The organism is Nocardioides ginsengisoli (genome assembly GCF_039537225.1).
GTDB lineage: Bacteria > Actinomycetota > Actinomycetes > Propionibacteriales > Nocardioidaceae > Nocardioides > Nocardioides ginsengisoli.
Window position 1 is genome coordinate 17314 of the sequence record NZ_BAABAC010000042.1, and the last position, 23561, is coordinate 40874.

18 protein-coding genes are annotated in these 23561 nt (G+C 72.4%); 11 read left to right on the forward strand and 7 right to left on the reverse strand.

Going from position 1 to position 23561, the window contains the following annotated elements:
• The 9 genes from AB4880_RS21990 to AB4880_RS22030 all read left to right on the forward strand — a co-directional run bounded on the left by AB4880_RS21990 (position 1) and on the right by AB4880_RS22030 (position 10760).
• Positions 1-1131 carry an acyl-CoA dehydrogenase family protein gene (locus AB4880_RS21990; protein ID WP_367921359.1) on the forward strand — a complete coding sequence of 377 codons (1131 nt, stop codon included), beginning with the start codon at positions 1-3 and terminating at the stop codon, positions 1129-1131.
• Between the two features lie 23 nt (positions 1132-1154).
• Positions 1155-2291 (forward strand): steroid 3-ketoacyl-CoA thiolase, encoded by a 1137-nt coding sequence (locus tag AB4880_RS21995; RefSeq protein ID WP_367921360.1) that lies wholly within the window; start codon positions 1155-1157, stop codon positions 2289-2291.
• A gap of 1 nt (position 2292) precedes the next feature.
• On the forward strand, positions 2293-2898 hold the full coding sequence (locus AB4880_RS22000) for a PaaI family thioesterase (protein ID WP_367921361.1): 606 nt from the start codon (positions 2293-2295) through the stop codon (positions 2896-2898).
• Positions 2874-3707 (forward strand): SDR family NAD(P)-dependent oxidoreductase, encoded by an 834-nt coding sequence (locus AB4880_RS22005; RefSeq protein ID WP_367921362.1) that lies wholly within the window; start codon positions 2874-2876, stop codon positions 3705-3707. Before AB4880_RS22000 ends, AB4880_RS22005 begins: the two co-directional genes overlap by 25 nt.
• 44 nt (positions 3708-3751) lie before the next feature.
• The gene (gene casG, locus AB4880_RS22010; RefSeq protein ID WP_367921363.1) at positions 3752-5380 is read left to right on the forward strand and encodes a steroid-24-oyl-CoA synthetase; all 1629 of its coding nucleotides are present in this window, start codon (positions 3752-3754) and stop codon (positions 5378-5380) included.
• Between the two features lie 5 nt (positions 5381-5385).
• On the forward strand, positions 5386-6822 hold the full coding sequence (locus AB4880_RS22015; RefSeq protein ID WP_367921364.1) for an MFS transporter: 1437 nt from the start codon (positions 5386-5388) through the stop codon (positions 6820-6822).
• Complete coding sequence (locus AB4880_RS22020; RefSeq protein WP_367921365.1) at positions 6822-8513, forward strand: AMP-binding protein; 1692 nt, start codon at positions 6822-6824, stop codon at positions 8511-8513. Before AB4880_RS22015 ends, AB4880_RS22020 begins: the two co-directional genes overlap by 1 nt.
• A 146-nt stretch (positions 8514-8659) precedes the next feature.
• The gene (locus AB4880_RS22025; protein WP_367921366.1) at positions 8660-10249 is read left to right on the forward strand and encodes an ABC transporter substrate-binding protein; all 1590 of its coding nucleotides are present in this window, start codon (positions 8660-8662) and stop codon (positions 10247-10249) included.
• Positions 10250-10346: 97 nt separating this feature from the next.
• Positions 10347-10760 carry a nuclear transport factor 2 family protein gene (locus AB4880_RS22030; RefSeq protein ID WP_367921367.1) on the forward strand — a complete coding sequence of 138 codons (414 nt, stop codon included), beginning with the start codon at positions 10347-10349 and terminating at the stop codon, positions 10758-10760.
• A 4-nt stretch (positions 10761-10764) separates the two neighbouring features.
• Here AB4880_RS22030 and AB4880_RS22035 read toward each other — a convergent pair whose 3' ends face one another.
• Entirely contained in the window at positions 10765-11652 is an 888-nt protein-coding gene (locus AB4880_RS22035; protein WP_367921368.1) for a LysR family transcriptional regulator, read from the reverse strand.
• Positions 11653-11724: 72 nt separating this feature from the next.
• Between AB4880_RS22035 and AB4880_RS22040 the strand changes: the two genes are divergently transcribed.
• On the forward strand, positions 11725-12669 hold the full coding sequence (locus tag AB4880_RS22040; RefSeq protein ID WP_367921369.1) for an EamA family transporter: 945 nt from the start codon (positions 11725-11727) through the stop codon (positions 12667-12669).
• On the opposite strand, the gene AB4880_RS22045 is transcribed toward AB4880_RS22040, so the two are convergent.
• Entirely contained in the window at positions 12593-13369 is a 777-nt protein-coding gene (locus AB4880_RS22045) for an NUDIX domain-containing protein (RefSeq protein ID WP_367921370.1), read from the reverse strand. The genes AB4880_RS22040 and AB4880_RS22045 overlap by 77 nt on opposite strands.
• Before the next feature lie 5 nt (positions 13370-13374).
• A complete protein-coding gene (gene glgB / locus AB4880_RS22050) occupies positions 13375-15300 on the reverse strand; it encodes a 1,4-alpha-glucan branching protein GlgB (RefSeq protein ID WP_367921371.1) in 1926 nt (641 codons plus the stop codon).
• A 35-nt stretch (positions 15301-15335) separates the two neighbouring features.
• Between glgB and AB4880_RS22055 the strand changes: the two genes are divergently transcribed.
• Positions 15336-16589, forward strand: a complete 1254-nt coding sequence (locus AB4880_RS22055) for a multidrug effflux MFS transporter (RefSeq protein WP_367921372.1) — start codon at positions 15336-15338, stop codon at positions 16587-16589.
• Between the two features lie 559 nt (positions 16590-17148).
• On the opposite strand, the gene AB4880_RS22060 is transcribed toward AB4880_RS22055, so the two are convergent.
• From AB4880_RS22060 to AB4880_RS22075, 4 genes are all read right to left on the reverse strand, one after another.
• Positions 17149-18384 (reverse strand): HNH endonuclease signature motif containing protein, encoded by a 1236-nt coding sequence (locus AB4880_RS22060; RefSeq protein ID WP_367921373.1) that lies wholly within the window; start codon positions 18382-18384, stop codon positions 17149-17151.
• A 96-nt stretch (positions 18385-18480) separates the two neighbouring features.
• Positions 18481-19815, reverse strand: coding sequence for a maltokinase N-terminal cap-like domain-containing protein (locus AB4880_RS22065; RefSeq protein WP_367921374.1), 1335 nt, complete (start codon positions 19813-19815; stop codon positions 18481-18483).
• Positions 19812-21521 carry a maltose alpha-D-glucosyltransferase gene (gene treS, locus AB4880_RS22070; RefSeq protein ID WP_367921375.1) on the reverse strand — a complete coding sequence of 570 codons (1710 nt, stop codon included), beginning with the start codon at positions 21519-21521 and terminating at the stop codon, positions 19812-19814. The genes AB4880_RS22065 and treS overlap by 4 nt, the downstream gene beginning before the upstream one ends.
• Positions 21518-23557 (reverse strand): maltotransferase domain-containing protein, encoded by a 2040-nt coding sequence (locus tag AB4880_RS22075; RefSeq protein ID WP_367921376.1) that lies wholly within the window; start codon positions 23555-23557, stop codon positions 21518-21520. The genes treS and AB4880_RS22075 overlap by 4 nt, the downstream gene beginning before the upstream one ends.
• Positions 23558-23561: the final 4 nt, after the last annotated feature.

Below are 23561 nucleotides of genomic sequence, written 5' to 3' on the forward strand. Positions count from 1 at the left end.
ATGGACTTCGACCTCACCGAGGACCACGCCGAGGTCCGCGACCTCGCCGCGCAGATCCTGGGCGACCTCGCCCAGGTCGAGCGCGTCGTCGACGTCGAGCGCAACCACGGCGGCTTCGACGCGAAGCTGTGGGAGGTGCTCGCCTCCTCGGGCCTGATCGGCATCGCCGTGCCCGAGGACAAGGGTGGCGCCGGGCTCGGCATGGGCGGCCTGGTCGCCGTCCTGCAGCAGCAGGGCCGGCGGGTCGCACCGGTGCCGCTGTGGTCGGTCGTCGCGGGCGCGGCGCTGCCGCTCGCCGAGTTCGGCTCGGCCGAGCAGGTCACGCGGTGGCTCGGGCCGGTGCTCGAGGGCGAGCAGATCGTGACCGGCGCCTTCGACGCCGCTCCCGGCCAGGTCGCCCGGCTGACCGGCCTGACGACCGACGGCGGACTGCGGGTCAGCGGTGAGCTGCCGCAGGTGCCGGCCGCACCGGTCGCCACGGCGCTCGTCGTACCGGTGGCGGTCGAGGACGGCGGCCTGCGGGTCGCGGTCGTCCCTGTCGACCGGGCCGGCGTCACCGTCACCCCGGTCGCGACCACCAGCAACGAGAGCGCGGGCGCCGTCGCCTTCGAGGACGTCGTGCTCACCGACGCCGACCTGCTCCCCGCCGACGGTGCGACGGTCGTCGCCTGGACCCGGCGCCGGCTGCGGATCGCGCTCGCCGCGGTCGCGCTCGGCGTCTGCGAGGAGGACCTGCGGATCACCGCCGCCTACACCTCCGAGCGGCTGCAGTTCGGCCGGCCGCTGTCGACCAACCAGGCCGTCGCCGTCCGGGCCACCGACGCCTACCTCGACACCGAGGCGATCCGGCTGACCACGCTCAAGGCCGCGTGGCTGCTCGACCGCGGCGACGAGGACGCGGCGGAGTCGGCAAGCCTGGTCGCCAAGTGGTGGGCCTCGGTGGGCGGCCTGCGCGTCGTCCTTGCCGGGCAGCACCTGCACGGCGGCATCGGCGCCGACATCGACTACCCGATCCACCGCTATTTCCTGTGGGGCCGTCAGGTCGCCTTCTCGCTCGGCAGCGGCGACGCGATCGCCGCCGAGCTCGGCGACGTGCTGCCCACCGCCCCGCGCATCGGCGCGCCGGCCTGACCCCCGACCGACCAGGAGATCCCATGTCCCGTCCCGTCATCGTCGACGCGATCCGCACGCCGTACGGCCGCCGCGGCGGCGCGCTGTCCGACCTGCACGCCGTCGACCTGCTCGGCCGCGCCCAGCGCGGGATCCTCGAGCGCACCGGCGTCGACCCGGCCACCGTCGGCGAGGTCATCGGCGGCTGCGTCACCCAGGCGGGGGAGCAGTCCGGCAATGTCGTGCGCTTCGCGTGGCTGCATGCCGGCCTCCCCGAGGAGATCGGCTCGACCACGCTCGACGCCCAGTGCGGCTCGGCCCAGCAGGCCGTCCACCTGGTCGCGGCCCAGATCGCCGCCGGGTACGTCGACGCGGGCATCGCCTGCGGCGTCGAGGCCATGTCGCGGGTGCCCCTGCTCGCCAACCTCGGCGACGGCACCGTGGGCCGGCCGCGGCCCGACGACTGGACCGTCGACCTGCCGGCGCAGTACGAGGCGGCCGACCGGATCGCCGAGCGCCGCGGCCTGACCCGCGCCGACCTCGACGCCTTCGGCCTGCGCTCGCAGCAGCGGGCGCGGGCGGCCTGGGACGGGGGTCGGCTCGACCGGCAGGTGATCGAGGTCAAGCTGCCCGACGGCCGCGTCGTGCAGCGGGACGAGGGCCTGCGTGAGACGAGTCTCGAGGCGCTCGCCGGGCTGCGGACGATCCGCGAGGGCGGCCTGCACACCGCGGGCACCGCCTCCCAGATCTCCGACGGCGCGACCGCCGCGCTGCTGATGTCGGAGGAGCGCGCGCGGGCCGAGGGCCTGCGCCCGCGCGGGCGGATCGTGGCCCAGACCCTGCTCGGCGCCGAGCCGCAGTACCTGCTCGACGGGCCGGTGCGGGCGGGGCAGCGGCTGCTCGAGCGCACCGGCATGGCGATCGGCGACATCGACCTGTTCGAGGTCAACGAGGCCTTCGCGTCGGTGCCGCTCTCGTTCGCCCGCGTCCACGGCGTCGACGAGGACCGCCTCAACGTCAACGGCGGCGCGATCGCGCTCGGCCACCCGGTCGGCTCGACCGGCGTCCGGCTGATCGCCGCCGCGCTGGACGAGCTCGAGCGTCGCGACCAGCAGCTCGCGATGGTGGCCATCTGCGCCGGCGGCGCTCAGGTCACCGGCGCGATCATCGAGCGGGTCTGACGTGGTCGCCGAGGAGATCGCCGAGCTCGCCGCCGCCACCCGGCGGCTGATGCTGGCCGCGGCGACCACGGACGTCGAGCTCGACGAGATCCGCGCCGCCCGCGCCCGCATGGACGAGCTGACCGCGACGCTGGGCCGCCGTACGCGGGCCCGTGCGCTGCGCGCCTCCTTCGACGAGCCCGGCCGGGCCCGGGAGATCGGGCCCGAGCTGGCCTGGCCGGTCTTCCGGTTCAACCCGCAGGCGCTGCCGCTGGCCATCCGGTTCGACGGCGACGCGGCCCACGCGACCACGGTGCCGAACGCGCTCTACGAGGGACCGCCCGAGTCGGTGCACGGGGGCTACCTCGCGCACCTGATGGACTGCATGCTCGGCACCCTGGTCCAGGCGACCGGACGGCGCTCGGTCACCGGCACCCTCGACCTGCGCTACCTGGCCCGCACCCCGCTCGACGTACCGCTCGAGCTCGGCGCCCGGATCCTCGCGACCGCGGGGCGCAAGACCACGGCCGAGGCGTGGGTCGAGGTCGACGGCGCACGCACGGTCGAGGCGCGCGGACTGTTCATCGAGCTGCGGGAGGTCGCATGGGCAGCGCCGGCTACCAGCTGACCGGACTGACCGGCAAGGTCGCCGTCGTCACCGGAGCCGGGCGGATGCGCTCGATCGGCCGATCCCTGGCCGTCGAGCTCGCTCGGGCCGGCTGCGACGTCGTCGTCACCGGCACCGGACGCCGTCCCGAGGACCGTCCGGCCGACGAGACCGCCGCCGGCTGGCGCGACATCGAGTCGGTCGCCGACGAGGTCCGGGCCCTGGGACGGCGGGCGCTGCCCGTGGTCTGCGACGTCGCCGATCCCGACGACGTACGGCGGCTGCTGAGCCTCGTCCTCGCCGAGCTCGGGCGCGTCGACGTCGTCGTGAACAACGCCGCCGCGTCGCGCGGGGAGGACCGCGTCCCGCTGACCGAGCTGTCCGTCGAGGCGTTCGACCGGGTGATCGCGGTCAACCTGCGCGGCACCTTCTTGATGACCCAGGTCTTCGGCCGCCAGCTGGTCGCCCAGGGCGACGGCGGCAGCATCATCAACATTTCGTCGATCGGCGGGAAGCTCGGCGGCGCCGGCACCGGCGCCTACTCCGCCTCCAAGGCGGGCGTGCAGTCGCTGACGTCGTCGGCCGCCAAGGAGCTCGGCCGCCACGGGATCCGCGTCAACGCCCTGTGTCCCGGCGTGACCGAGACCGGCCGGATCAGTGACCGGGACCCGGAGTCGTGGCAGGCCTACGTCAGTGCCAACCTTCCGCTCGGCAGGACCGGAGAGCCGGGGGAGGTCGCGGCCGCTGCGGTGTTCCTCGCCAGCGACCAGGCGGCCTGGGTCACCGGGCAGGCGTGGAATGTCGACGGCGGGCAGCTGACCGTCCGGTGAATGGGACGGGTGCAGTGAGCCCAGGAGAAGAGGAGAAGCAGAGGATGACCACGCGTGAGGAGGCCGTCGCGCGCCTGACCGCGCCCGGCGCGCCGTACGAGATCCGGGTCGAGGACGTGCGGGGCGTCGACCTCGAGGTCTACGCCCACCGGCAGCGCTCGCTGCGCGAGCTGCTCGAGGCGTCGCGGTCGTTCGGCGACGCGGAGTATCTCGTGACCCGCGAGCGCCGGGTCAGCTTCACGCAGCACTACGACGAGGTCGCCGCGCTGGCCCGGGTGCTGCGCACCGAGTACGGCGTCGGCAAGGGCGACCGGGTGGCGCTGTGCGCGGCCAACTGCCCGGAGTGGATCGTGGGCTTTTGGGCCGCGGTCTCGCTCGGCGCGGTCGCCGTCGGCATGAACTCGATGTGGGCGCGGCCCGAGCTGGTCCACGGCATGGAGCTGACCACGCCGAAGGTGCTCATCGCCGACGCGGCCCGCGCCCGGATGGCCGAGGGCCTGGGCGTCCCGGTGCTCACCGTCGAGGAGGACCTGCCGCGGATCGCCGCCGAGCACTGCGGTGTCGCGCTGCCCGAGCCGGACGGCGAGATCGCCGAGGACGACCCGGCCGTCATCCTGTTCACCAGCGGGACCACCGGCCGGGCCAAGGGCGCGACCCACTCGCACCGCAACGTGATCGCGGCCGTGTGGTTCCACTTGCTCAACGACGCGATCGCCGCGGAGATCGGCTTCCCGCAGGTCGACCGCCGGTTCCTGCTGGTGACGCCGCTGTTCCACATCGCGGCGCTGCACAACCTCGCGGTGGTCCGGATGGTCGTGGGCGACGCGGCCGTGCTGCACCTCGGCAAGTTCGACATCGAGGAGGTGCTGCGGCTGATCGAGACCGAGCGGATCACCAACTGGGGCGCGATGCCGACCATGCTCAGCCGGATCGTCGAGCTCGGCGACCGGCTCGCCGAGTTCGACCTCTCGTCGTTGCGCAGCATCTCCGTCGGCAGCGCTCCGTCGTCGCCGGAGCTCAAGGCGGCGCTGCGGCAGGCGCTTCCGGCGGCCGGGCGGTCGCTCGGCACGACGTACGGGCTCACCGAGTCGAGCACCGCGGCGACGCTCGCGCTGGCCGCCGAGCTCGCCGCCGACCCGTCGACGGTGGGGCGCACGGTGCCGACCATGCAGGTCGAGATCCGCGACACCGCGGGTCGTCCCGTGCCCGACGGCGTCGAGGGGGAGATCTACCTGCGTGGCGCCCAGATGATGCTCGGCTACTGGGACAACCCCGAGGCGACGGCCGCGTCGACCGCGCCCCACGGCTGGTTCCGCACCGGCGACCTCGGCCACGTCGCCGACGGTCAGCTGCACATCGCCAGCCGGCGCTCCGACCTGATCCTGCGCGGGGGAGAGAACATCTACCCCGCCGAGGTGGAGGACCGGATCGTCGCCCACCCGGCCGTCCGCGAGTGCATCGTGATGGGGGTCCCCGACCCCGACTACGGCCAGGGTGTCGCCGCCGTGGTGGTCCTGCACCCGGGGGCGCAGATCTCCGAGGAGGAGCTGTGCGCCCACACCGAGGCAGGTCTCGCGCGCTACAAGGTGCCCACGCGCTGGCAGATCACTCTCGACGAGCTGCCCCGCAACGCGACCGGCAAGGTCAACCGCCGCGACGTCCGCCTGGTCTGAGGCGGATGTCCTCCGAGAGCGGCGACCGCGAGGCCCGCGGGGTGCTTCCGGGCATCCTGCTGGTCACCACGGTCACCGGAGTCGTCGGCAGTCTCGGCACGCCGCTGGTCACCGGCATCGCCCGGACCGAGGGCGTCTCCCTGGTCACCGCCCAGTGGGCGATCACCGCGACCCTCGTCACCGCGGCCGTCGTCAGCCCCGTCGTGGGGCGGCTCGGCGCCGGACGCCGCCGCCGGCCGGCGCTGCTCGGCTGCCTGGCGCTCGTCGTCATCGGCACCGCGCTCGGCGCCCTCCCGCTCGGGTTCGGTCCGCTCCTGGTCGGCCGGATCCTGCAGGGCCTTGCGTTCGCGATCGTGCCGCTCGCGTTCTCGATCGCCCGCACCGAGCTGCCCGCGGAGCGGATCCGTGGCGCGGTCGCGGCGATCTCGGTCGCCAACGTGACCGCCGCCGGGCTGGGGTTCCCGGTGACCGCCCTCGTCGCGACCCTCGCGGGCACGAAGGGCGCCTTCGGCTGGGCGTGCGCGCTGGCCGCTTCCGCACTGGTGGTCGCTGTCTTCGTCGTGCCGGACAGCGACGAGGAGGCGCCGCACGGCGTCGACTGGCTCGGCGCGGTGCTGCTCAGCAGCGCCACCACGGCGGTCCTGTTCGCCGTCACCCAGGCGAAGTCCTGGGGGACGACGAGCCCGCTGACCCTCGGCCTGCTGGCCGGCGGCGTGCTGGCCTATGTCGCCTGCGGCTGGTGGCTGCTGCGTGCCGAGCGACCGCTCGTCGACCTGCGGGTGGCGGTGCGCCCCGGTGTGCTGGTCGCCAACGTGTGCGGGCTGCTCGCCGCGCTCGGCATGTTCGTGCTGCTGTCGCTGTCGATGATCCTCGTGCAGACCACGAGCGAGCACGGCTACGGACTCGGGCGCTCCGTCGCCGTGGCCGGCCTGATGCTCACGCCGTACGCCGTCACGAGCGTCCTCGGCTCGCGGATCGCCCTGTGGTGGGGGCGGTTCGTGGCGCCCGACCTGCTGCTCGCCTGCGGCTGCCTGCTGTTCGCGGTCGCCAACCTCGCGCTCGCGCTCGGCCACGACGCGCTGTGGAAGGTGACCCTCGCGGTCGTCATCGGGGGCTTCGGCAGCGGGATGACCTTCAACTCCATGCCGTGGCTGATGGTGCGCTTCGTGCCGCCCGCGGAGACCGGGAGCGCCTTGAGCTTCAACCTGGTCCTGCGCTTCCTCGGCATGTCGACCGGCAGCGCACTGGCGCTGGCGGTGCTGGCCGCGTTCGCCGAGAGCGGGCGCCAGACGAGCGAGTCCGGCTTCACCGCCGGAGGCCTGGCGGGAGCGGCGCTCTCGCTGCTCGCCGCCGTCACGTGCCTGGTCCTGGGACGGACCCGGCACACCGAACCCGAGAGAATCGAGACGCCGACGCGTGCGTCGGCCGAGGAGAGAGTGTGATGGAGACCTTCGCGCAGATCGTGGCGAGCCGGAGCGGTGACGACAAGCCGGGCCTGCTCTTCGAGGGCCGGCGGTGGACCTGGGACGAGGTGGTCCGCGAGGGTGCCGCGCGCGCCGCCGCGCTCCGCGCCGCCGTACCGGCGCCCGAGGGACGCCAGGTCCACGTCGGTGTGCTGCTCGAGAACGTCCCCGACTACGTCTTCTGGATCGCCGCGGCGTCGCTCGCCGACGCCGTCGTGGTCGGCCTCAACGCCAGCCGCAGCGGCCCGGAGATCGCCCTGGACGCCCGTCACGCCGACGTCGACCTGGTGGTCACCGAAGGCAGGCTGCGCCACCTCGCCGCCGACCTCGCCGCCGACCTCACCGCCGACCTCGCCGCGACGCCCGCCGGCCCGCGGGTCCTCGACGTCGACGACAGCGGGTACGACGCGTGGCTGGCGCCGTACCGCGACGCACCGGTGCCCGCGGCCGCCGCACTGCCCGGCCCGGAGCGGCTGGCGATGCTCCTGTTCAGCTCCGGCTCGACCGGCGCGCCGAAGGCGGTCGTGGTCGGCCAGGGCCGGCTCGGCCGGCTCACCGAGGCCATCGTCGGCCGGGTCCGGATGCGCCGCGACTCGGTCACCTACCTGTGCATGCCGCTCTTCCACGGCAACGCCGTGATGATGAACCTGGCGCCGGCGATGGCGACCGGAGCCACCGTGACGATGACCCGCAAGTTCTCGGCGAGCGCGTTCGCCGACGACATCCACCGTCATGGCGCGACCTACGTCAACTACGTCGGCCGGGCGCTGTCGTACGTGCTCACCCGTCCCGAGGACCCGCGCGACCGCACCGGCACCCTCGAGCTGGCGTTCGGCACCGAGGCCTCCGAGGCCGACGTCGCCCGGTTCACCGAGCGGTTCGGCTGCGAGGTGATGGAGGGCTACGGCCTCAGCGAGGGCGTGTTCCGCATCAACCGGACCCCCGACACCCCGGTCGGCTCGCTCGGCCGGCCCGCCGGCGACGTCGACGTCCGCATCCTCGACGAGGCGACGGGGGAGGAGTGCCCCCGGGCCGGGTTCGACGAGCAGGGCCGGCTGGTCGACGGCGCCGCCGTCGGGCAGATGGTCGCCGTCGGCATGGCCGGCGCGTTCGAGGGCTACTACAAGAACCCGGGCGCGATGGCCGACCGGGTGCGGGGCGACGACTTCTGGTCCGGTGACCTCGCCTACCGCGACGAGGCCGGCTTCTTCTACTTCGCCGGCCGCTCCTCCGACTGGCTGCGCGTCGACAGCGAGAACTTCTCCGCGGCGCCGGTCGAGCGCGTCATCCAGCGCCTCCCGTGGGTCGCGGCCGCGCCCGTGTTCGCCGTACCGGACCCGCGCACGGGCGACAACGTCATGGTCGCCCTCGACCTCGAGCCCGGCGTCGCGTTCGACCCCGTGGCCTTCGGCGAGCACCTGGCCTCCCAGCCGGACTTCGGCGCCAAGTGGTGGCCGACGTACGTCCGCGTGATCGACCGGATGCCACTCACCGGGAGCGGCAAGATCGACAAGGCTCCGCTGCGGCGCGCGGCGTGGAACACCACCGATCCGGTGTGGGTGCGCGTGGGCCGGACGGCGCAGTTCCGGCTCCTCGACGACGCCGCCCGCGACGCCATCGAGAAGGAATTCGTCGAGCAGGGACGCCAGGCCCATCTGCCTGCCCGCTGAGTGGGAATCGCCCCGACTCGCCGGGCCGGCGTCTTCCTAGTGTGACGCCACGCACAGGCCACCGGGGGCCTGCAGGCGTCCGACAGCCCCAGTACGAGACCCACCTGGAGTGAACAGTGAAGACACGCATTTCCGTGCGCACGCGGATGGCTGCGGCCCTGTGTGCGACCGCGCTCGCCGCCACGGCCTGCGCCAGCAGCGACAACGGGGACAGCCCGTCGTCGGGCGCCAAGACGTCGCCGCAGGACCTCTACAAGGACGGGATCGTCAACCCGGAGAAGGACCCGGGATCGCCGGTCGACGGGGGCACCCTGCGGATGGCGGAGTACTCCGAGGCCGTCGTCCTCGACCCGACGAAGACCTACCCGACGGGCTCGACCGGGCTCAACGTGATGGCGTCGATCTACGACACCCTGATGCGCTACAACCCCGAGACCAAGGGCTACGACCCGCAGCTGGCCGAGTCGCTCTCGACCGACGACGACGTCACCTGGACCCTCAAGCTGCGCGACGGCGTGAAGTTCTCCGACGGCACGCCCCTCGACGCCGACGCCGTCGTGGCCAGCATCCAGCACTTCATCACCAACCGGGGCCTGCACGGCCAGATCCTGGGCGCCAACCTGAAGTCGATGGCCGCGACCGACACGTCGACCGTCACCTTCACGTTCAAGGGCGCGTGGGCTCGCTTCCCCAGCCTGCTCGCGGCCGGTCCCGGCCTGATCCTGGCCCCGGCGGCGTACGCCGACCCGGCGAACTTCAAGCCGATCGGCGCCGGCCCCTTCGTGCTCGAGAGCCAGTCGCCCGGCGAGAAGACCGTGGTGAAGGCCAACGAGAACTACTTCGCCGGCCGCCCGCACCTCGACAAGATCGAGTTCCTGCAGCTCGGCCCGGACCAGACCAAGGTCGAGTCGCTCGAGGCCGGTGAGGTCGACGCGGTCTACGTGGGCAGCGAGAAGGCCGTCAACGCCCTCGTCGACAAGGGCTACACCGGCAACATGAGCGCCGTCAGCGGCGCGCCGATCCTCAACTTCAACCACCGTCCGGGAACGGCGACCGCCGACGTCCGCGTGCGTCAGGCGATCGAGCTGGCCTTCGACGCCAACACCTTCCTCAAGCGCACCACCGACAGCGACGTGCTCGCCGACCGGGGCCTGATGGGCCCGAACTCGATCTGGAAGACCGGTGTCGCGCCGGTCAAGACCGACCCGGCGGCCGCGAAGAAGCTGGTCGCGGAGGCCAAGGCCGACGGCTTCGACGGCAAGCTCCACTACGTCGGCCTCAGCGACGCCACCTCCAAGTCGGGCGCCGTCGCGGTCAAGGCGATGCTCGACGCGGTCGGCTTCGACGTGCAGCTCGACCTGGTGTCCGCCGTGGGCGACGTCGTCAAGAAGGTCTACGTCGACGGCGACTTCGACCTGGCCCGCGCGTCCAACAGCATCCCCGACTCCGACCCGTACGCCGCTCTCGACACGGCGATGGACAGCACGTCGGGCGCCAACCCGGGCCGCTACGCCAGCCCCGAGATGGACGGCCTGCTCGCCGAGCTGCGCGCCGCCAAGGGCCCGGAGGACGGCGACGCCACCCTGGCGAAGATCGAGGAGCTCTGGAAGAAGGACGCCGTCTACCTCAACGTCGGCTTCGGCGGCTTCCTCGAGGCGTGGAACAAGAACGTGCACGGCATCAAGCCGACGACGCAGACGGCGGTGCTGTTCGACCAGGCGTGGATCGGCAAGTGAGCTGACCCGCTCGACCCTGCCTGACCCAGCCGGTGCCCCGGCCGCTCGCGCGACCGGGGCACCGGCATCTGTTCCACCCCTTCGAAGGAGCCCTTGCATGACCGACCGCGACCACCTCGTCCAGCGCCTCGCCGAGATCGCCGCCGCCATCGACGGACGCGACTGGGAGACCATCGCGGACGCGTTCACCCCGGACGCCCACGGCTACGGCCGGGACGGCGGCCCCGCCGCGATCGTCGCGCAGATGCGGGCCCACCTCGACGGCGTCGGACCGACCCAGCACCTGCTCGGCAACCACCGGGTCGAGGTCGACGGCGACCGTGCCCGCACGCTCACCTACGCGCGCGTCCACCACGTCGGCGCCGGCCCGATGGAGGGCTCGTTCTACGAGTGCATGGGGGAGTACGACGACCGCTGGGTCCGCGACGGCGACACCTGGCTGCTCGCCCGGCGCAGCTTCGAGATCCGGATCGGGCTGGGCGACTTCGCGGTGCTCCGCGGCGCCGACTGAGCTCCTACTCGTCGAACGCCGCCAGCACCGCCCGGACCGCCGGCGACTCAGCCATGGTCCGCCGGTGCAGCGCGTCGACGAGCCGGACCGGCTCCGGGTCCGCCACCGGTATGGCGACCAGGTCGTCGCCCAGCGCCGCCCGCCCCATCCGCGGCACCAGCGCCACGCCCAGCCCGGCGCGGACCAGCGCCAGGTGCGACTCGAACTCCGCCGACACGTGCGCGATCCGCGGCGGGCGGCCGGTGCCGTCGTACATGCGCGAGAGCCACTGGCGGCAGATCGTGCCCTCCGGCGTGGCGATCCAGCCGACGTCGAGCAGGTCGCGCGGCGTCACCCGGTCGCGTACGGCGAGCGGGTCGTCGCAGTGCACGATCAGGTCGGCGACGTCGCCGCGCAGCGGGGTGGCGACGACGTGGTCCGGCACGGCGAGGGGGACGCCGCCCCAGCGGTGCACGATCCCGAGCTCGACCTGACCGCTCGCGACCAGGTCGACGACGTCCCACGGCTCGCCCTCGCGCAGGGTGAGCGTGAGATCGGGGTGGGCGTCGCGCAGGTCGCGCGCGATCGGGGCGACCAGGCCGCGCATCGCGGTCGAGAACGCCGCGAGCCGGACCCGGCCGGCCACGACGCCGGCGCGCTGCTGCAGCCGGGCCTCCAGCTGCTCCAAGTCGTTGAGAACCTGCTCGCCGGCGTCGACGAGGTGCTGGCCGTGGCTGGTCAGCATCACCCCGCGGCCGACCCGCTCGAGCAGGGGGACGCCGGTCTGCCGCTCCAGGCGCTTCACCTGCTGCGAGATGGCGCTGGGGGTGAACCCGGTCGCGCCGGCGGCGGCGACCACCGACCCGTGGGTCGCGACGGCGCGTAGCCCGGCGAGGGCGTCGAGATCGATCATGCAGCAACGCTACATCCAAAGGTGCACGATCATTCGCTGGTGCTTCATGATCGTCGCGAGGACGATGGACCTGTGAGCCGTCGCGACCAGTCCCTCGCCGCCCTCGTCGCCGTGATCTGGGGCTTCAACTTCGTCGTCATCGACTGGGGGATGGGCGACGTGCCGCCGCTGCTGTTCGTCGCCGTCCGCTTCCTCGCGGTCGTCGTCCCCGCGGTCTTCCTGCTCGACCCGCCGCCCGTGCCGTGGCGGACCGTCGCCGCGGTCGGGCTGTTCATGTCGCTCGGCCAGTTCGCCTTCCTGTACGTCGCGATGGACGCCGGCATGCCGCCCGGACTGGCGGGCCTGGTGCTCCAGGCACAGGTCGTGCTCACCATCGTGATCGCCGCCGTCGCCCTGCGCGAGCGCCCGACCGGGCCACAGGTCGGGGGCGTGGTGCTCGGCGTGATCGGCCTGGTCGTCGTCGGCGTGGGCCGCGGCGGGCACGTCCCGGCGGTCGCGCTCGGGCTGTGCCTCACGGCCGCGCTGATGTGGGCGATCGGCAATGTCGTGTCGCGGGCGTCGGGGGCGACGGGCGGGCTGTCGCTGACCGTGTGGTCGGCGCTCGTCGTACCGGTGCCGCTGATCGCGCTCGAGGCGCTCCTCGACGGGCCCGGCGCGCTCGCCGAGGGGTTCGCCGCCTTCGGCTGGCAGGCCGGTGTCTCGACGCTCTACACCGCCGGGCTGGCGTCGCTGGTCGGCTACGGCATCTTCAACGGGCTGCTCTCGCGCAACCCGTCGGCGGCGGTCGTGCCGTGGATCCTGCTCGTCCCGCCGGTCGCGATCGGCTCGGCATGGGCGCTGCTCGACGAGATCCCGTCGCCGGCCGAGCTGCTCGGCGGCGCGATCCTGGTCGCCGGCGTGCTGGTCGCGCAGCGCCGGGCGCGGGCGGTGGCGCCGGAGGTCAGCGACCCGACTCGGTGTACGCCGGACCCGTCCCGGCCACGCTCGCCAGCGCGGCCCGAACCCGCCGGGCGGTGAAGTCGGCCGCCCGCTCGTCGACCTCGGCCAGCGTCAGGAACTCGGCCGTCTTGATCTCGCGGGCTTGCGGCACGACCTGCTGCACGATCGACGCCGACTGCACGCCGCCGTCGAACACCAGGCACAGCGCGTCGTCCCAGCCGCCCCACGGCGGCAGCCAGTCGGTGAGCACGAGGGCGCCGGCCTCCAGGGTGAGGCTGAGCTCCTCCTCGACCTCGCGGGCCACCGCGATCCGGGGTGACTCGCCGACCTCGACCACGCCGCCGGGCAGGTCCCAGTCGGCCTTGTAGGTGAGCTGGCACATCAGCACCCGCGGCTCGGGGCCGTCGCTGTCGCGGATCAGCATCTGGCCGATCCCACGCTTGCGGGGGAGGAACGAGTTGAGCAGCGCCCGGAAGCCGCCGGGCTCGTGCACGGGCGTGTCGTCGGCGAGCCGCGCGTAGACCACGACGTCGCCGGCCCGGTGCCGCTGGACCCCCTCGCGCCGCAGCCCCGACCAGGTCGCGATCCGCTGCGCCTCGGCGTCGTCGACCGCGACCTTGACCTCGACCCGGTCGTGGTCGAGGAGCGCGGCCGCGACCTGGCGTCGTACGACGTCGACGGCGGCCTGCCAGCCCCGCTCGGTGAGATCCGAGGTCCAGGTCAGCCGGGCGACACCGTCGTCGACGGTCGCATGACTGATCTCGGGGGGCTGGGACACGCAGGTCAGCCTAGGGGTGCGCGCAACCACAACGTGGAGAGAGGGGGCAGGACGAGGTTCGCGTACGCCGGGCTGCCGCCGGGCGCCCCGGACTCCATCGGCGCGGCCGGCAGGGCATGGACCGTGCCGAGATTGCCGACCCCGCTGCCGCCGTAGGCGACGGCATCGGTGTTGAGCAGCTCGTCCCACTCGCCGGCGACCGGCAGCCCGATCCGGTAGTCGTGGGGGACCGCGGCGAAGTTGGTGACGCACACCAGGTCGGGCGTGCCCTCGTCGCCGGAGCGCCGCACGAACGAGAAGGCGTTGTGCCCGGCGTCCTGCGCGTCGATCCACGCGAACCCGGCCGGATCGTTGTCGCGCCGCCACAGCGCCGGCTCCTCGCGGTAGCGGGCGTTGAGGTCGCGGACGAAGTCGTGGAAGCCGCGGTGGTCGGGCTTGGCCAGCAGCCACCAGTCGAGCTCGCGCGCCTCGGCCCACTCGGACTCCTGGGCGAACTCGGTGCCCATCATCACCAGCTGCTTGCCGGGATGGGCCCACATGTAGGCGAGGTACGCGCGCAGGTTGGCGAGCTGCTGCCACCGGTCGCCGGGCATCTTGCGCACCAGCGAGCCCTTGCCGTGGACGACCTCGTCGTGGCTGAGCGGCAGCACGTAGTTCTCGGAGAAGGCGTAGACGAGCGAGAACGACATCTCGCCGTGGTGGTAGGAGCGGTGCACCGGGTCGTGCTGCAGATAGCGCAGGCTGTCGTGCATCCAGCCCATGTTCCACTTGAACCCGAACCCGAGCCCGCCGCCCGACGTCGCGCCGGTGACGCCCGGCCAGGCGGTCGACTCCTCGGCGATGGTGACGATGCCGGGGACCCGCTTGTAGGCGGTCGCGTTGAGCTCCTGCAGAAACTGGACGGCCTCGAGGTGCTCGTGGCCGCCGTACTTGTTGGGGGTCCACTCGCCGTGGTTGCGGCCGTAGTCGAGGTAGAGCATCGACGCGACGCCGTCGACGCGCAGCCCGTCGACGTGGAACTCCTCGAGCCAGTAGAGCGCGTTGGCGAAGAGGAAGTTGCGGACCTCGGGGCGGCCGAAGTCGAAGATGTGCGAGCCCCACTCGGGGTGCCAGCCGCGCTGCGGGTCGGGGTGCTCGTAGAGCGGCGTGCCGTCGAAGCGGACCAGCGCCCACTCGTCGGTCGCGAAGTGGCCGGGGACCCAGTCGAGGATGACCGCGATCCCGGCCCGGTGCAGCGCGTCGACGAGGCGGCGGAAGCCGTCGGGGTCGCCGAAGCGCGCGTCCGGGGCGAAGTACGACGTCACGTGATAGCCCCACGAGCCGCCGAACGGGTGCTGCATGACGGGCATCAGCTCGACGTGCGTGAACCCGAGGTCGGCGAGATAGCCGGGCAGGTCGGCGGCCAGCTCGTCGTAGGACCAGAAGGAGCCGTCGGGATGCCGCTTCCACGACCCGAGGTGCATCTCGTAGGTCGCCATCGGCTCCTGGACCGGCTGCCGCTCGAGGCGCGCGGCGACCCACGCGTCGTCGTCCCAGACATGGGTGCTGGTGAACACGCGGGACGCCGTCTTGGGCGGCTCCTCGGCGTGGAAGGCCATCGGGTCGGCCTTGTGGCGCCACACGCCGTCGGCGCCCTCGAGGAGGTACTGGTAGGTCGCGCCCGAGCCGACGCCCGGCACGAAGGCCTCCCACAGCCCGGACCCGATCCGTCTCATCCGGTGGGCATTGCCGTCCCAGCCGTTGAAGTCGCCGGCGACGCTCACCTGGCGCGCGTTGGGGGCCCAGACGACGAAGCTGGTGCCTGGCTCCGGCTTCTCGTGGACGTGGGCGCCGAGGACGTGCCAGAGGAGCTCGTGCCGGCCTTCACCGACGAGGTGGAGGTCGATCTCCCCGAGCGTGGACTGAGGTGTGCTGCTCTCTGCGGGCGGCATCTCTCCGAGTCTAGTAGGTACGGAATGATGCGGGGGTGACAGAACGCATCGGCTGGCGGTTCACCGTCCTCGTTCCCGCGATTCTCGCCGCCTTGTCGATGATCGGACCGTTCAGCGTCGATACCCCGTTCCCGGCGTTCCCGGAGATGGGCCGGGCGTTCGACGTCGGCACCGAGCAGCTGCAGCTGGTCGTGACGGTCTACCTCGCGTCGTTCGCGCTGATGAGCGTCTTCCACGGGCCGCTCTCCGACGCCGTCGGCCGCCGTCCCGTGATGGCCGTGTCGATCGCCGTGTACGTCGTCGCGTCGATCGGTGCCGCGCTCTGCAGCAGCTTCGTCGTGCTGCTCGTCTTCCGCGCCCTCCAGGGCCTGAGCGCCGGCGGCTCGACGATCGTCAGCCGGACCGTCATCCGCGACCTCTTCGACGGCCCGCAGGCGCAGCGGCTGATGAGCCGGGTCGCCATCATCTTCGGCATCGCGCCCGCGATCGGCCCGATCATGGGCGGCCTGCTGCTCCAGGTCGGCTCGTGGCGGGGCATCTTCGTCTTCCAGGCCACCCTCGGGGTGGTCCTGATCCTGCTCGTCGTCCTGCTGCTGCCCGAGTCGCACCCCGCCGAGCGCCGGGTGCCGCTCAACGTCTCCGAGGTGCTGCGCGGCCTCGTCGACGTCGGCCGCGAGGGCGCCTTCCAGCGGCTCGGCTGGGCGATCGCGCTGCTCTTCGGCGCACAGTTCCTCTACATCGGCGGCGCGGCCGTCTTCGTCGTCGACGTCCTCGGCCAGGGCGAGCTCGACTTCTGGAAGCTGTTCGTCCCGATGATCGGCTGCATGATGATCGGCTCCTGGCTCTGCGGCCGGGCCGCCGGCCGGATCTCCGCCCGCCGCCTCGTCTCGCTGGGGTGCACCACCGCCTTCGCCGGCGGTGTCATCGGCGTCCTGGTCGCCGCCACGCCGTACGCCGCCGAGCTGCCGTGGGCCGTCGTCGGCGTCTCCCTCGTCGCGCTCGGCAACGGCATCACCTACCCGACGATGCAGCTCATGCTGCTCGACCGCTTCCCCCACCGCCGCGGCGCGGTCGTCTCGCTCGCCTCCTTCGTCGCGCTCGTGCTCAACGCGATCACCGCGGTCGCCGTCGTACCGGCGCTGGCCGGCTCGGCACTCGGCTTCGCCACGACGGCGCTAGTCAGCGTGGGCGCGGGGCAGCTGCTGTGGGCGTGGCACTGCGCGGTCGAGGACCGTGACTGCGCGGTCTCCAAGGACGCGGCGGAACTGGAGCCCACCGAGATGCTGTGATCGTGCACGCTGGACGTCCCGGCGAGCCTGCGGGTCTGCGGGGTGCGAGGTTCTCGTTACTGAGAGCGTGGGGGCGCGCCGCGGTGATCGACTTGCCAGGTGAAGGCGTGGGAGCTGCTCCAGCGGTAACGCAGAGCGGGATGAGGTTGCAGGGGCAGGTCGATCCGCCCCGGCCATGCGGTCGAGCGTGTTCGAAGCGAGCGGGCTCGGCCGGAATTGCGTCGGCGCCCTCTCGGCATTGCGGTCTGCTCGGTGCGGGTTCTCGTTACCGAGAGCGTGGGGGGCGCGCGCCGCGGTGGTCGAGCTGGCTGGCCGAGCGTCGCCGGCGGCGGGTCCTTGCCCAGTGGCGGTGCTCGTCGCGCAGGTAGGCCGTCTTCGGCGTCGGCGCGAGTCGGCGCGGGTCGGCTGCGCGGTTTGCGCGGTGCCAGGTTTTCGTTACTGAGAGCGTGGGGGCGCGCCGCGGTGGTTGAGGTGGTCGGTTGCGGTTCGCTGTCGGCCGGCCGTTGCTGCCGGTACACCCCTGACCAGGGGTGGTTTCGTTGATGCGCTTCTTAGCGCCTCACGTTCGGAGCGGGTGGGTGCCGCGGTGGTCGACCTGCCACCGGAAGCCGTTCGGGCTGGTCCAGGCGTAGGTGCCGGGCGTCAGCACTTCGTAGCGCCACTCCGAATGGGTCTTGGCGCGGTGATGGCGGCGGCACAGCGGGACGAGGTTGCACGGGCAGGTGGGTCCGCCTCGGCCGTGGGGTCGGGCGTGGTCGATATCGCAGCGTGAGGCACGGCGGCCGCAGTGCGGGAAGCGACAGGTGTGGTCGCGTAGCTCGACTTGGACGCGATGCCGGTCGGGGATCTCGTACGAGGTGACCGGGATGTGCTCGGCGAGGTCGATGACCGGTCGCACCACGACGGTGCTGACGGTGCCGAGCCACTCGCGCACCTGCTCCGCGGAGATCGGGCGGTCGTTCCACCGGGCCACCGGGTTCTCGCCCGAAAGCGTGGTGTCGGTGATGTGGATGTTGATGGTGGCCTTGCGGCCGGGACTGCCCTCGAGGTCGAGCATCAGGTCGGCCCGGGCGAGCTCGCCGACCGCCTGGGAGCGCCGGACGTCGAGGGACGCCTCGCTGCCCAGCGCGCCCAGCAAGGTCGCCCGGCGGGCCACGGCCTCGTCGAGGTCCTGCGCGTCGGCGGCGTCCAGCACGCCGTAGACGTGGGCCAGGCCGTTGCTGTCGGGGTCGTCGATGTCGAAGTGGCGGTGGTCGGCGGCGGCTTCCCGTTCGGCTTCGGCGCGCTCGGGGTCGAACCGGAGGATCGCCTCCGCGATCAGCCGCTCGAGCTGGACCCAGCCGACGCCGGAGGCGTGGAAGAGCCCGCGGTCGACGAACGCGGCCGCCTCCGCCGACAGCGACCGCGTGGCGTCCGCAATCCGCTCCGCCCGCCACGGCGCGAGTCGTCCGGCCATGACCGCCGCCCACACGTTGGGGAGCCGCCACGCACACCCGAGCACCCGGCCGATGTAGTCGCGGCCGCCGTCGGGCGACCGGCCCAGCACGGCGACCAGCTCCATGAGCGCGAATTCCGAGACCAGCGGCGCACCGTCGCCGGCGATCGGCAGGCCGGTGTCGACGTACCCGTCGCGGATGGTGGCCGCGCCCTCCGGCGCCTCGACCAGGTTAGCCTCGGCCCACGCTGCAATGCGCGTCCACTCCCGGATCAGCGAAGCCTGGCGGCCCTCGGCCTCGGCGCGCAGCTCCTCCAGCACCGCGACGGTGCTGGATTCAGAAGCGTTCCCGAGAGCCATACGGACATTCCAACACAACCCTCCGACACAAACCCCCCGTGGCGGCAGGGCCCGAGAACCCCCATGGAACCAGGGGATTCTCGCCACCCGACGCGCTCAGTCCGCGGTCAGCCGCGCCACCCCCGCCAACGGGATCGGCAGCCAGGTCGGCCGGTTGCGCGCCTCGTAGACGCACTCGTAGACCGCCTTGTCGATGACGTACGCCGTGAGCAGGGTCCGGTCCGTGTCCGAGAGCCCCGCCTCCCCGCAGTAGGAGGCGAGGAACGCCTTACGGTTGCGCCGGGCCCACTCGTCGGCCCGCACGCTTCGCTGGTGCAGCACGTCGGGATCGTCCTCCGGCATTGCCTCGGCGACCGCGAAGGGCGCGTAGTCGAAGGAGCGGAGCATGCCGGCGACGTCGCGCCAGGGGGAGTCGGGCAGGAGGCGCTCGGCGAGGGGCTTGGCGGGCTCGCCCTCGAAGTCGACGAGCTTCCAGCCGAGCACGGTGCGCAGCGTCTGCCCCAGGTGCAGGTCGCCGTGGATCCGCTGCACCGGCACCGACTCGAGCGAGGCGAGGGCGTCGAAGCGGGCGGCGGCGCGCTCGGCGTACTGACCGAGCTCCGGCACGACGGCGACCGCCGCGGTCAGCCGGCCGCTCATGGCGTCGGCGAGCGAGGCGCCGGTGACGGTGCCGACCCCGAAGGACGCGCGCAGCTGCTCGTGGACCTCTGCCAGCGCGAGCCCCAGCCGGGCGGCCTCGGAGGCGAAGTCGCCGCCGACCTCCTCGGCGTGCAGGTCGGCCTCGGCGAAGAGGTCGCGGACGCTGGCGAGGGCGATGTCCCAGCCGTCGCTGGCGGTGCGCAGGAACTGCTGCAGCATCCCGAGGTGCAGGTCGTCGGCCTCGACCCAGCCGTAGAGCTGGGCGACATGGGTCGAGCCGGCCTCGGTGAGCACCTGGTGGGTGGTGATGTCCGGGTTCTCGCCGGGGGTGACCTTGCGGAACAGCTTGAGCACCGAGTCCTCGCCGAAGAGCACCGACGAGTTGGACTGCTCGCCGCTGAACGGCGTGCCGTGGGCGGTCAGGTCGAGGTCGTGGCCGGGCAGCCGCACGAAGCGGATCCCGCTGGCCGGCGGCGTCGCGAAGGCCTGCAGGTAGTGCGCCGTCGCCGCGCGGTCGTGGACGGCGTCGTAGGCGAAGGCGCCGTCCTCGACCGCGTCGATCGGCCAGCGGCCGACCAGCGCGTGGTCGAGGCGCTCCTGCGGCTCGTCGTAGACGGCCAGCGGCAGCTGGTAGAGCTCGCGGTCGCCGGTGCCGTCGTACGACACTTCGACCAGCAGGACGACGACCTCGGGCGCGGCGCCGAACCTGCCGAGCTCGCGGGTCCCGGTCACGCTGAACGTGCGCCCCTTGCCGCCGAACCAGCGACGTTGGGCGAGGAAGCTCTCGATCACAGCACCGGCCTCCCCGTGGTCTCCGGATCCGTCAGCCGGAACCAGTAGAAGCCGTGCCCACTGAGCGTCAGGAGATACGGGAGCTCGCCGATCCGGGGGAACGGCACGCCGCCGAGCAGCTCGACCGGCACCCGCCCCTCGTAGCGGCGCAGGTCGAGCTCGACGGGCTGCGGGAAGCGGGAGAGGTTGTTGACGCAGAGGATCACGTCGTCGCCGTTGGCGGTGTCGGGCAGCTCGCGGACGTAGGACAGCACCGTCGGGTTCGAGCCGCCCAGGTCGGAGAACGTGCCGAGGCCGAAGGCGTCGTGCTGGCGGCGGATGTGGATCATCCGGCGCGTCCAGTGCAGGAGGGACGACGGGTTCTCCAGCTGGGCCTCGACGTTGACGCTCTGGTAGCCGTAGACCGGGTCCTGGATCGCCGGCAGGTGCAGCTTGCCGGGCGTGGCCGAGGAGAACCCGGCGTTGCGGTCGGGGGTCCACTGCATCGGCGTGCGTACGCCGTCCCGGTCGCCGAGCCAGATGTTGTCGCCCATGCCGATCTCGTCGCCGTAGTAGAGCACCGGCGACCCGGGCAGCGACAGCAGCAGCGCGGTGAACAGCTCGATCTGGTTGGTGTCGTTGTCGAGCAGGGGAGCGAGCCGCCGGCGGATGCCGATATTGGCCTTCATGCGGGGGTCCTTGGCGTACTCGCCCCACATGTAGTCGCGGTCCTCGTCGGTCACCATCTCGAGCGTCAGCTCGTCGTGGTTGCGCAGGAAGATGCCCCACTGGCAGCCCGACGGGATGTCCGGCGTCTGCTCCATGATCTCCGAGATCGGGAAGCGCGACTCGCGCCGCACCGCCATGAAGATGCGCGGCATCACGGGGAAGTGGAACGCCATGTGGCACTCGTCGCCGCCCACCGCGGGGTCGCCGAAGTACTCGACGACGTCGGTCGGCCACTGGTTCGCCTCGCAGAGCAGCACCCGGCCGGGGTAGTTGTCGTCGACGAACTTGCGTACCTTGCGCAGGAACTCGTGGGTCTCCTTGAGGTTCTCGCCGTTGGTGCCCGGCCGCTCGTAGAGATACGGGACGGCGTCGAGGCGGAAGCCGTCGAGGCCCATGTCGAGCCAGAAGGCCATCGCCTCCATCATCGCGTCGTGGACCTTCGGGTTGTCGAAGTTGAGGTCCGGCTGGTGATGGAAGAAGCGGTGCCAGTAGTACTGGCCGCGGGTCTGGTCCCAGGTCCAGTTCGACGGCTCGGTGTCGACGAAGATGATCCGCGCGTCCTGGTAGAGCTCGTCGGTGTCGGACCAGACGTAGAAGTCGCCGTAGGGGCCGTCGGGGTCGGAGCGCGAGGCCTGGAACCACGGGTGGGCGTCACTCGTGTGGTTCATGACGAAGTCGATGATCACGCGGATCCCGCGCTCGTGCGCGGCGTCGAGGAAGGCGTGGAAGTCGTCGGTGGTGCCGCACTCGGGGAGGATGTCGGTGTAGTCGGCGACGTCGTAGCCGCCGTCGCGCAGCGGCGAGGTGAAGAACGGCGGCACCCACAGGCAGTCGACGCCCAGCCACTGCAGGTAGTCGAGCTTCTCGGTCAGCCCGCGGAAGTCGCCGGTGCCGTCGGCGTTGGAGTCGCGGAACGAGCGCACCAGCACCTCGTAGAAGACGGCCGTCCGGAACCACTCCGGCTCCTCGTTGAGGACGGACGTCTCGGCGATGGTCATGCGTGCCCCTTCACGGTCAGGATGTGCGCCGGCTCGGACGGTTCGAGCCGGACGTAGTTGTGCTCGCCCCACGTCCACTCCGCGCCGGTGACCTCGTCGTGGACGGTGAACGCGCTGCCCGGCTGCAGGCCGAGCGCGGCGAGGTCGAGGTGCACCATCGTCTCGCGCGGCTGGTGCGGGTCGAGGTTGAGGACGACGACGACCCGGTCGCTGCTGCCGTCCGGCAGGACGGCCGTCTTCGACCAGCAGATGACGTGGTCCTCGTCGGCCGGGTGGACCGTGAGGTTGCGCAGCAGCTGCAACGCCGGGTGGGCGCGGCGGATCGCGTTGAGCCGGGTGACGTACGCCGTCAGCCCGATCCCGTTGCCGTTGCTCTCGCCGTTGGCGGTGGCGACGGGCCAGTCGCGGACGCGGATCTGGTACTTCTCCGAGTCGAGGTACTCCTCGCTGCCGGGGCGCACCGCGACGTGCTCGCCGAGCTCGTAGCCGGCGTACATGCCCCAGGTCGGCGACGACATCGACGCGAGCACCGCACGGATCCGGAAGGCTGCCGGGCCGCCGTACTGGAGGAACTCGTGGAGGATGTCGGGCGTGTTGACGAAGAAGTTCGGCCGGATCCGGTGGGCCGACTCGGTCGACACCTCGCGCAGGTAGTCCTCGACGTCGACCTTCTCCACCCGCCACGTGAAGTACGTGTACGACTGGTGGAAGCCGATCGCGCCGAGCGTCTGCAGCATCGGCGGCTTCGTGAACGCCTCGGCGAGGAAGAGCACGTCGGGGTCGGTGCGACGGACCTCCGCGAGCAGCCACTGCCAGAACGCCACCGGCTTGGTGTGCGGGTTGTCGACGCGGAAGATCCGCACGCCGTGGGCCATCCAGTGCCGCACCACCCGCAGGATCTCGGCGGCGAGGCCCTCGGGGTCGTTGTCGAAGTTGAGCGGGTAGATGTCCTGGTACTTCTTCGGCGGGTTCTCGGCGTAGGCGATCGAGCCGTCGGCGCGGGTCGTGAACCACTCGGGGTGCTCGGAGACCCACGGGTGGTCGGGCGCGCACTGCAGCGCCAGGTCGAGCGCCACCTCGAGGTCGAGCTCGCGCGCCGCGGCGACGAAGGCGTCGAAGTCCTCCAGTGTGCCGAGGTCGGGGTGGACGGCGTCGTGACCGCCGTCCTTGCTGCCGATCGCCCAGGGGGAGCCGGTCCAGTCGGCCGGTGTCACCTCGCCCTCGGGGAGGACCGCGTTGTTGGGGCCCTTGCGGTTGACCTCGCCGATCGGGTGGATCGGCGGCAGGTAGACGACGTCGAAGCCCATCCGCGCCACCGCGGGCAGCCGCTCGGCCGCGGTCGCGAAGGTGCCGCTGACGACCTCGCCGGTCGTCGGGTCGTAGGTGGCGCCCTCGGAGCGGGGGAACAGCTCGTACCAGCTGCCGAAGAGCGCGCGGGTGCGGTCGACGTAGACGGGGAAGGGGCCCTCGACCGTGAGCAGGTCGCGCAGCGGGTACGCCGTCAGCACGGCCCGCAGCTCCGGCGACTCGAGCTGCGCGAGCCGCGCCTCGGCCGGGCGTGCCGTGTCGCTCGCGGCGGTGATCGCCGCCTTGACCGTGGCGAGATCTGCCTTGCGCAGCTTGCTCTCCGCGATCACGCGCTCGAGGAGCAGGCGACCCTCGGCGAACATCAGCTCCACGTCGATGCTCGCCCGGATCTTGATGCCCGCGTCGTGCTCCCACGTCGCGATCGGGTCGGACCAGGCGTGGATCTCGAACGACCACGGGCCTTCCGCGTCGGCGGACACCCAGGCCTCGTACCGGTCGACGGTGTGGCGGTCGCGGGGCGGGAGCGCGCGCATGCGGACCGGTGGTCGTCGTACGCCGTCGGGGGAGAGCAGCACGACCTCGGCTCCGAGGCGGTCGTGCCCCTCGCGGAACACGGTCGCGCTGACGGGGAAGGGCTCGCCGAGGCTGGCCTTCGCCGGCAGGGGTCCCTCGGTGGGGCCCGCCTCGAGAAGCGGCATGACGTCGATCACCGGGATGCGTCCGACCATGCCT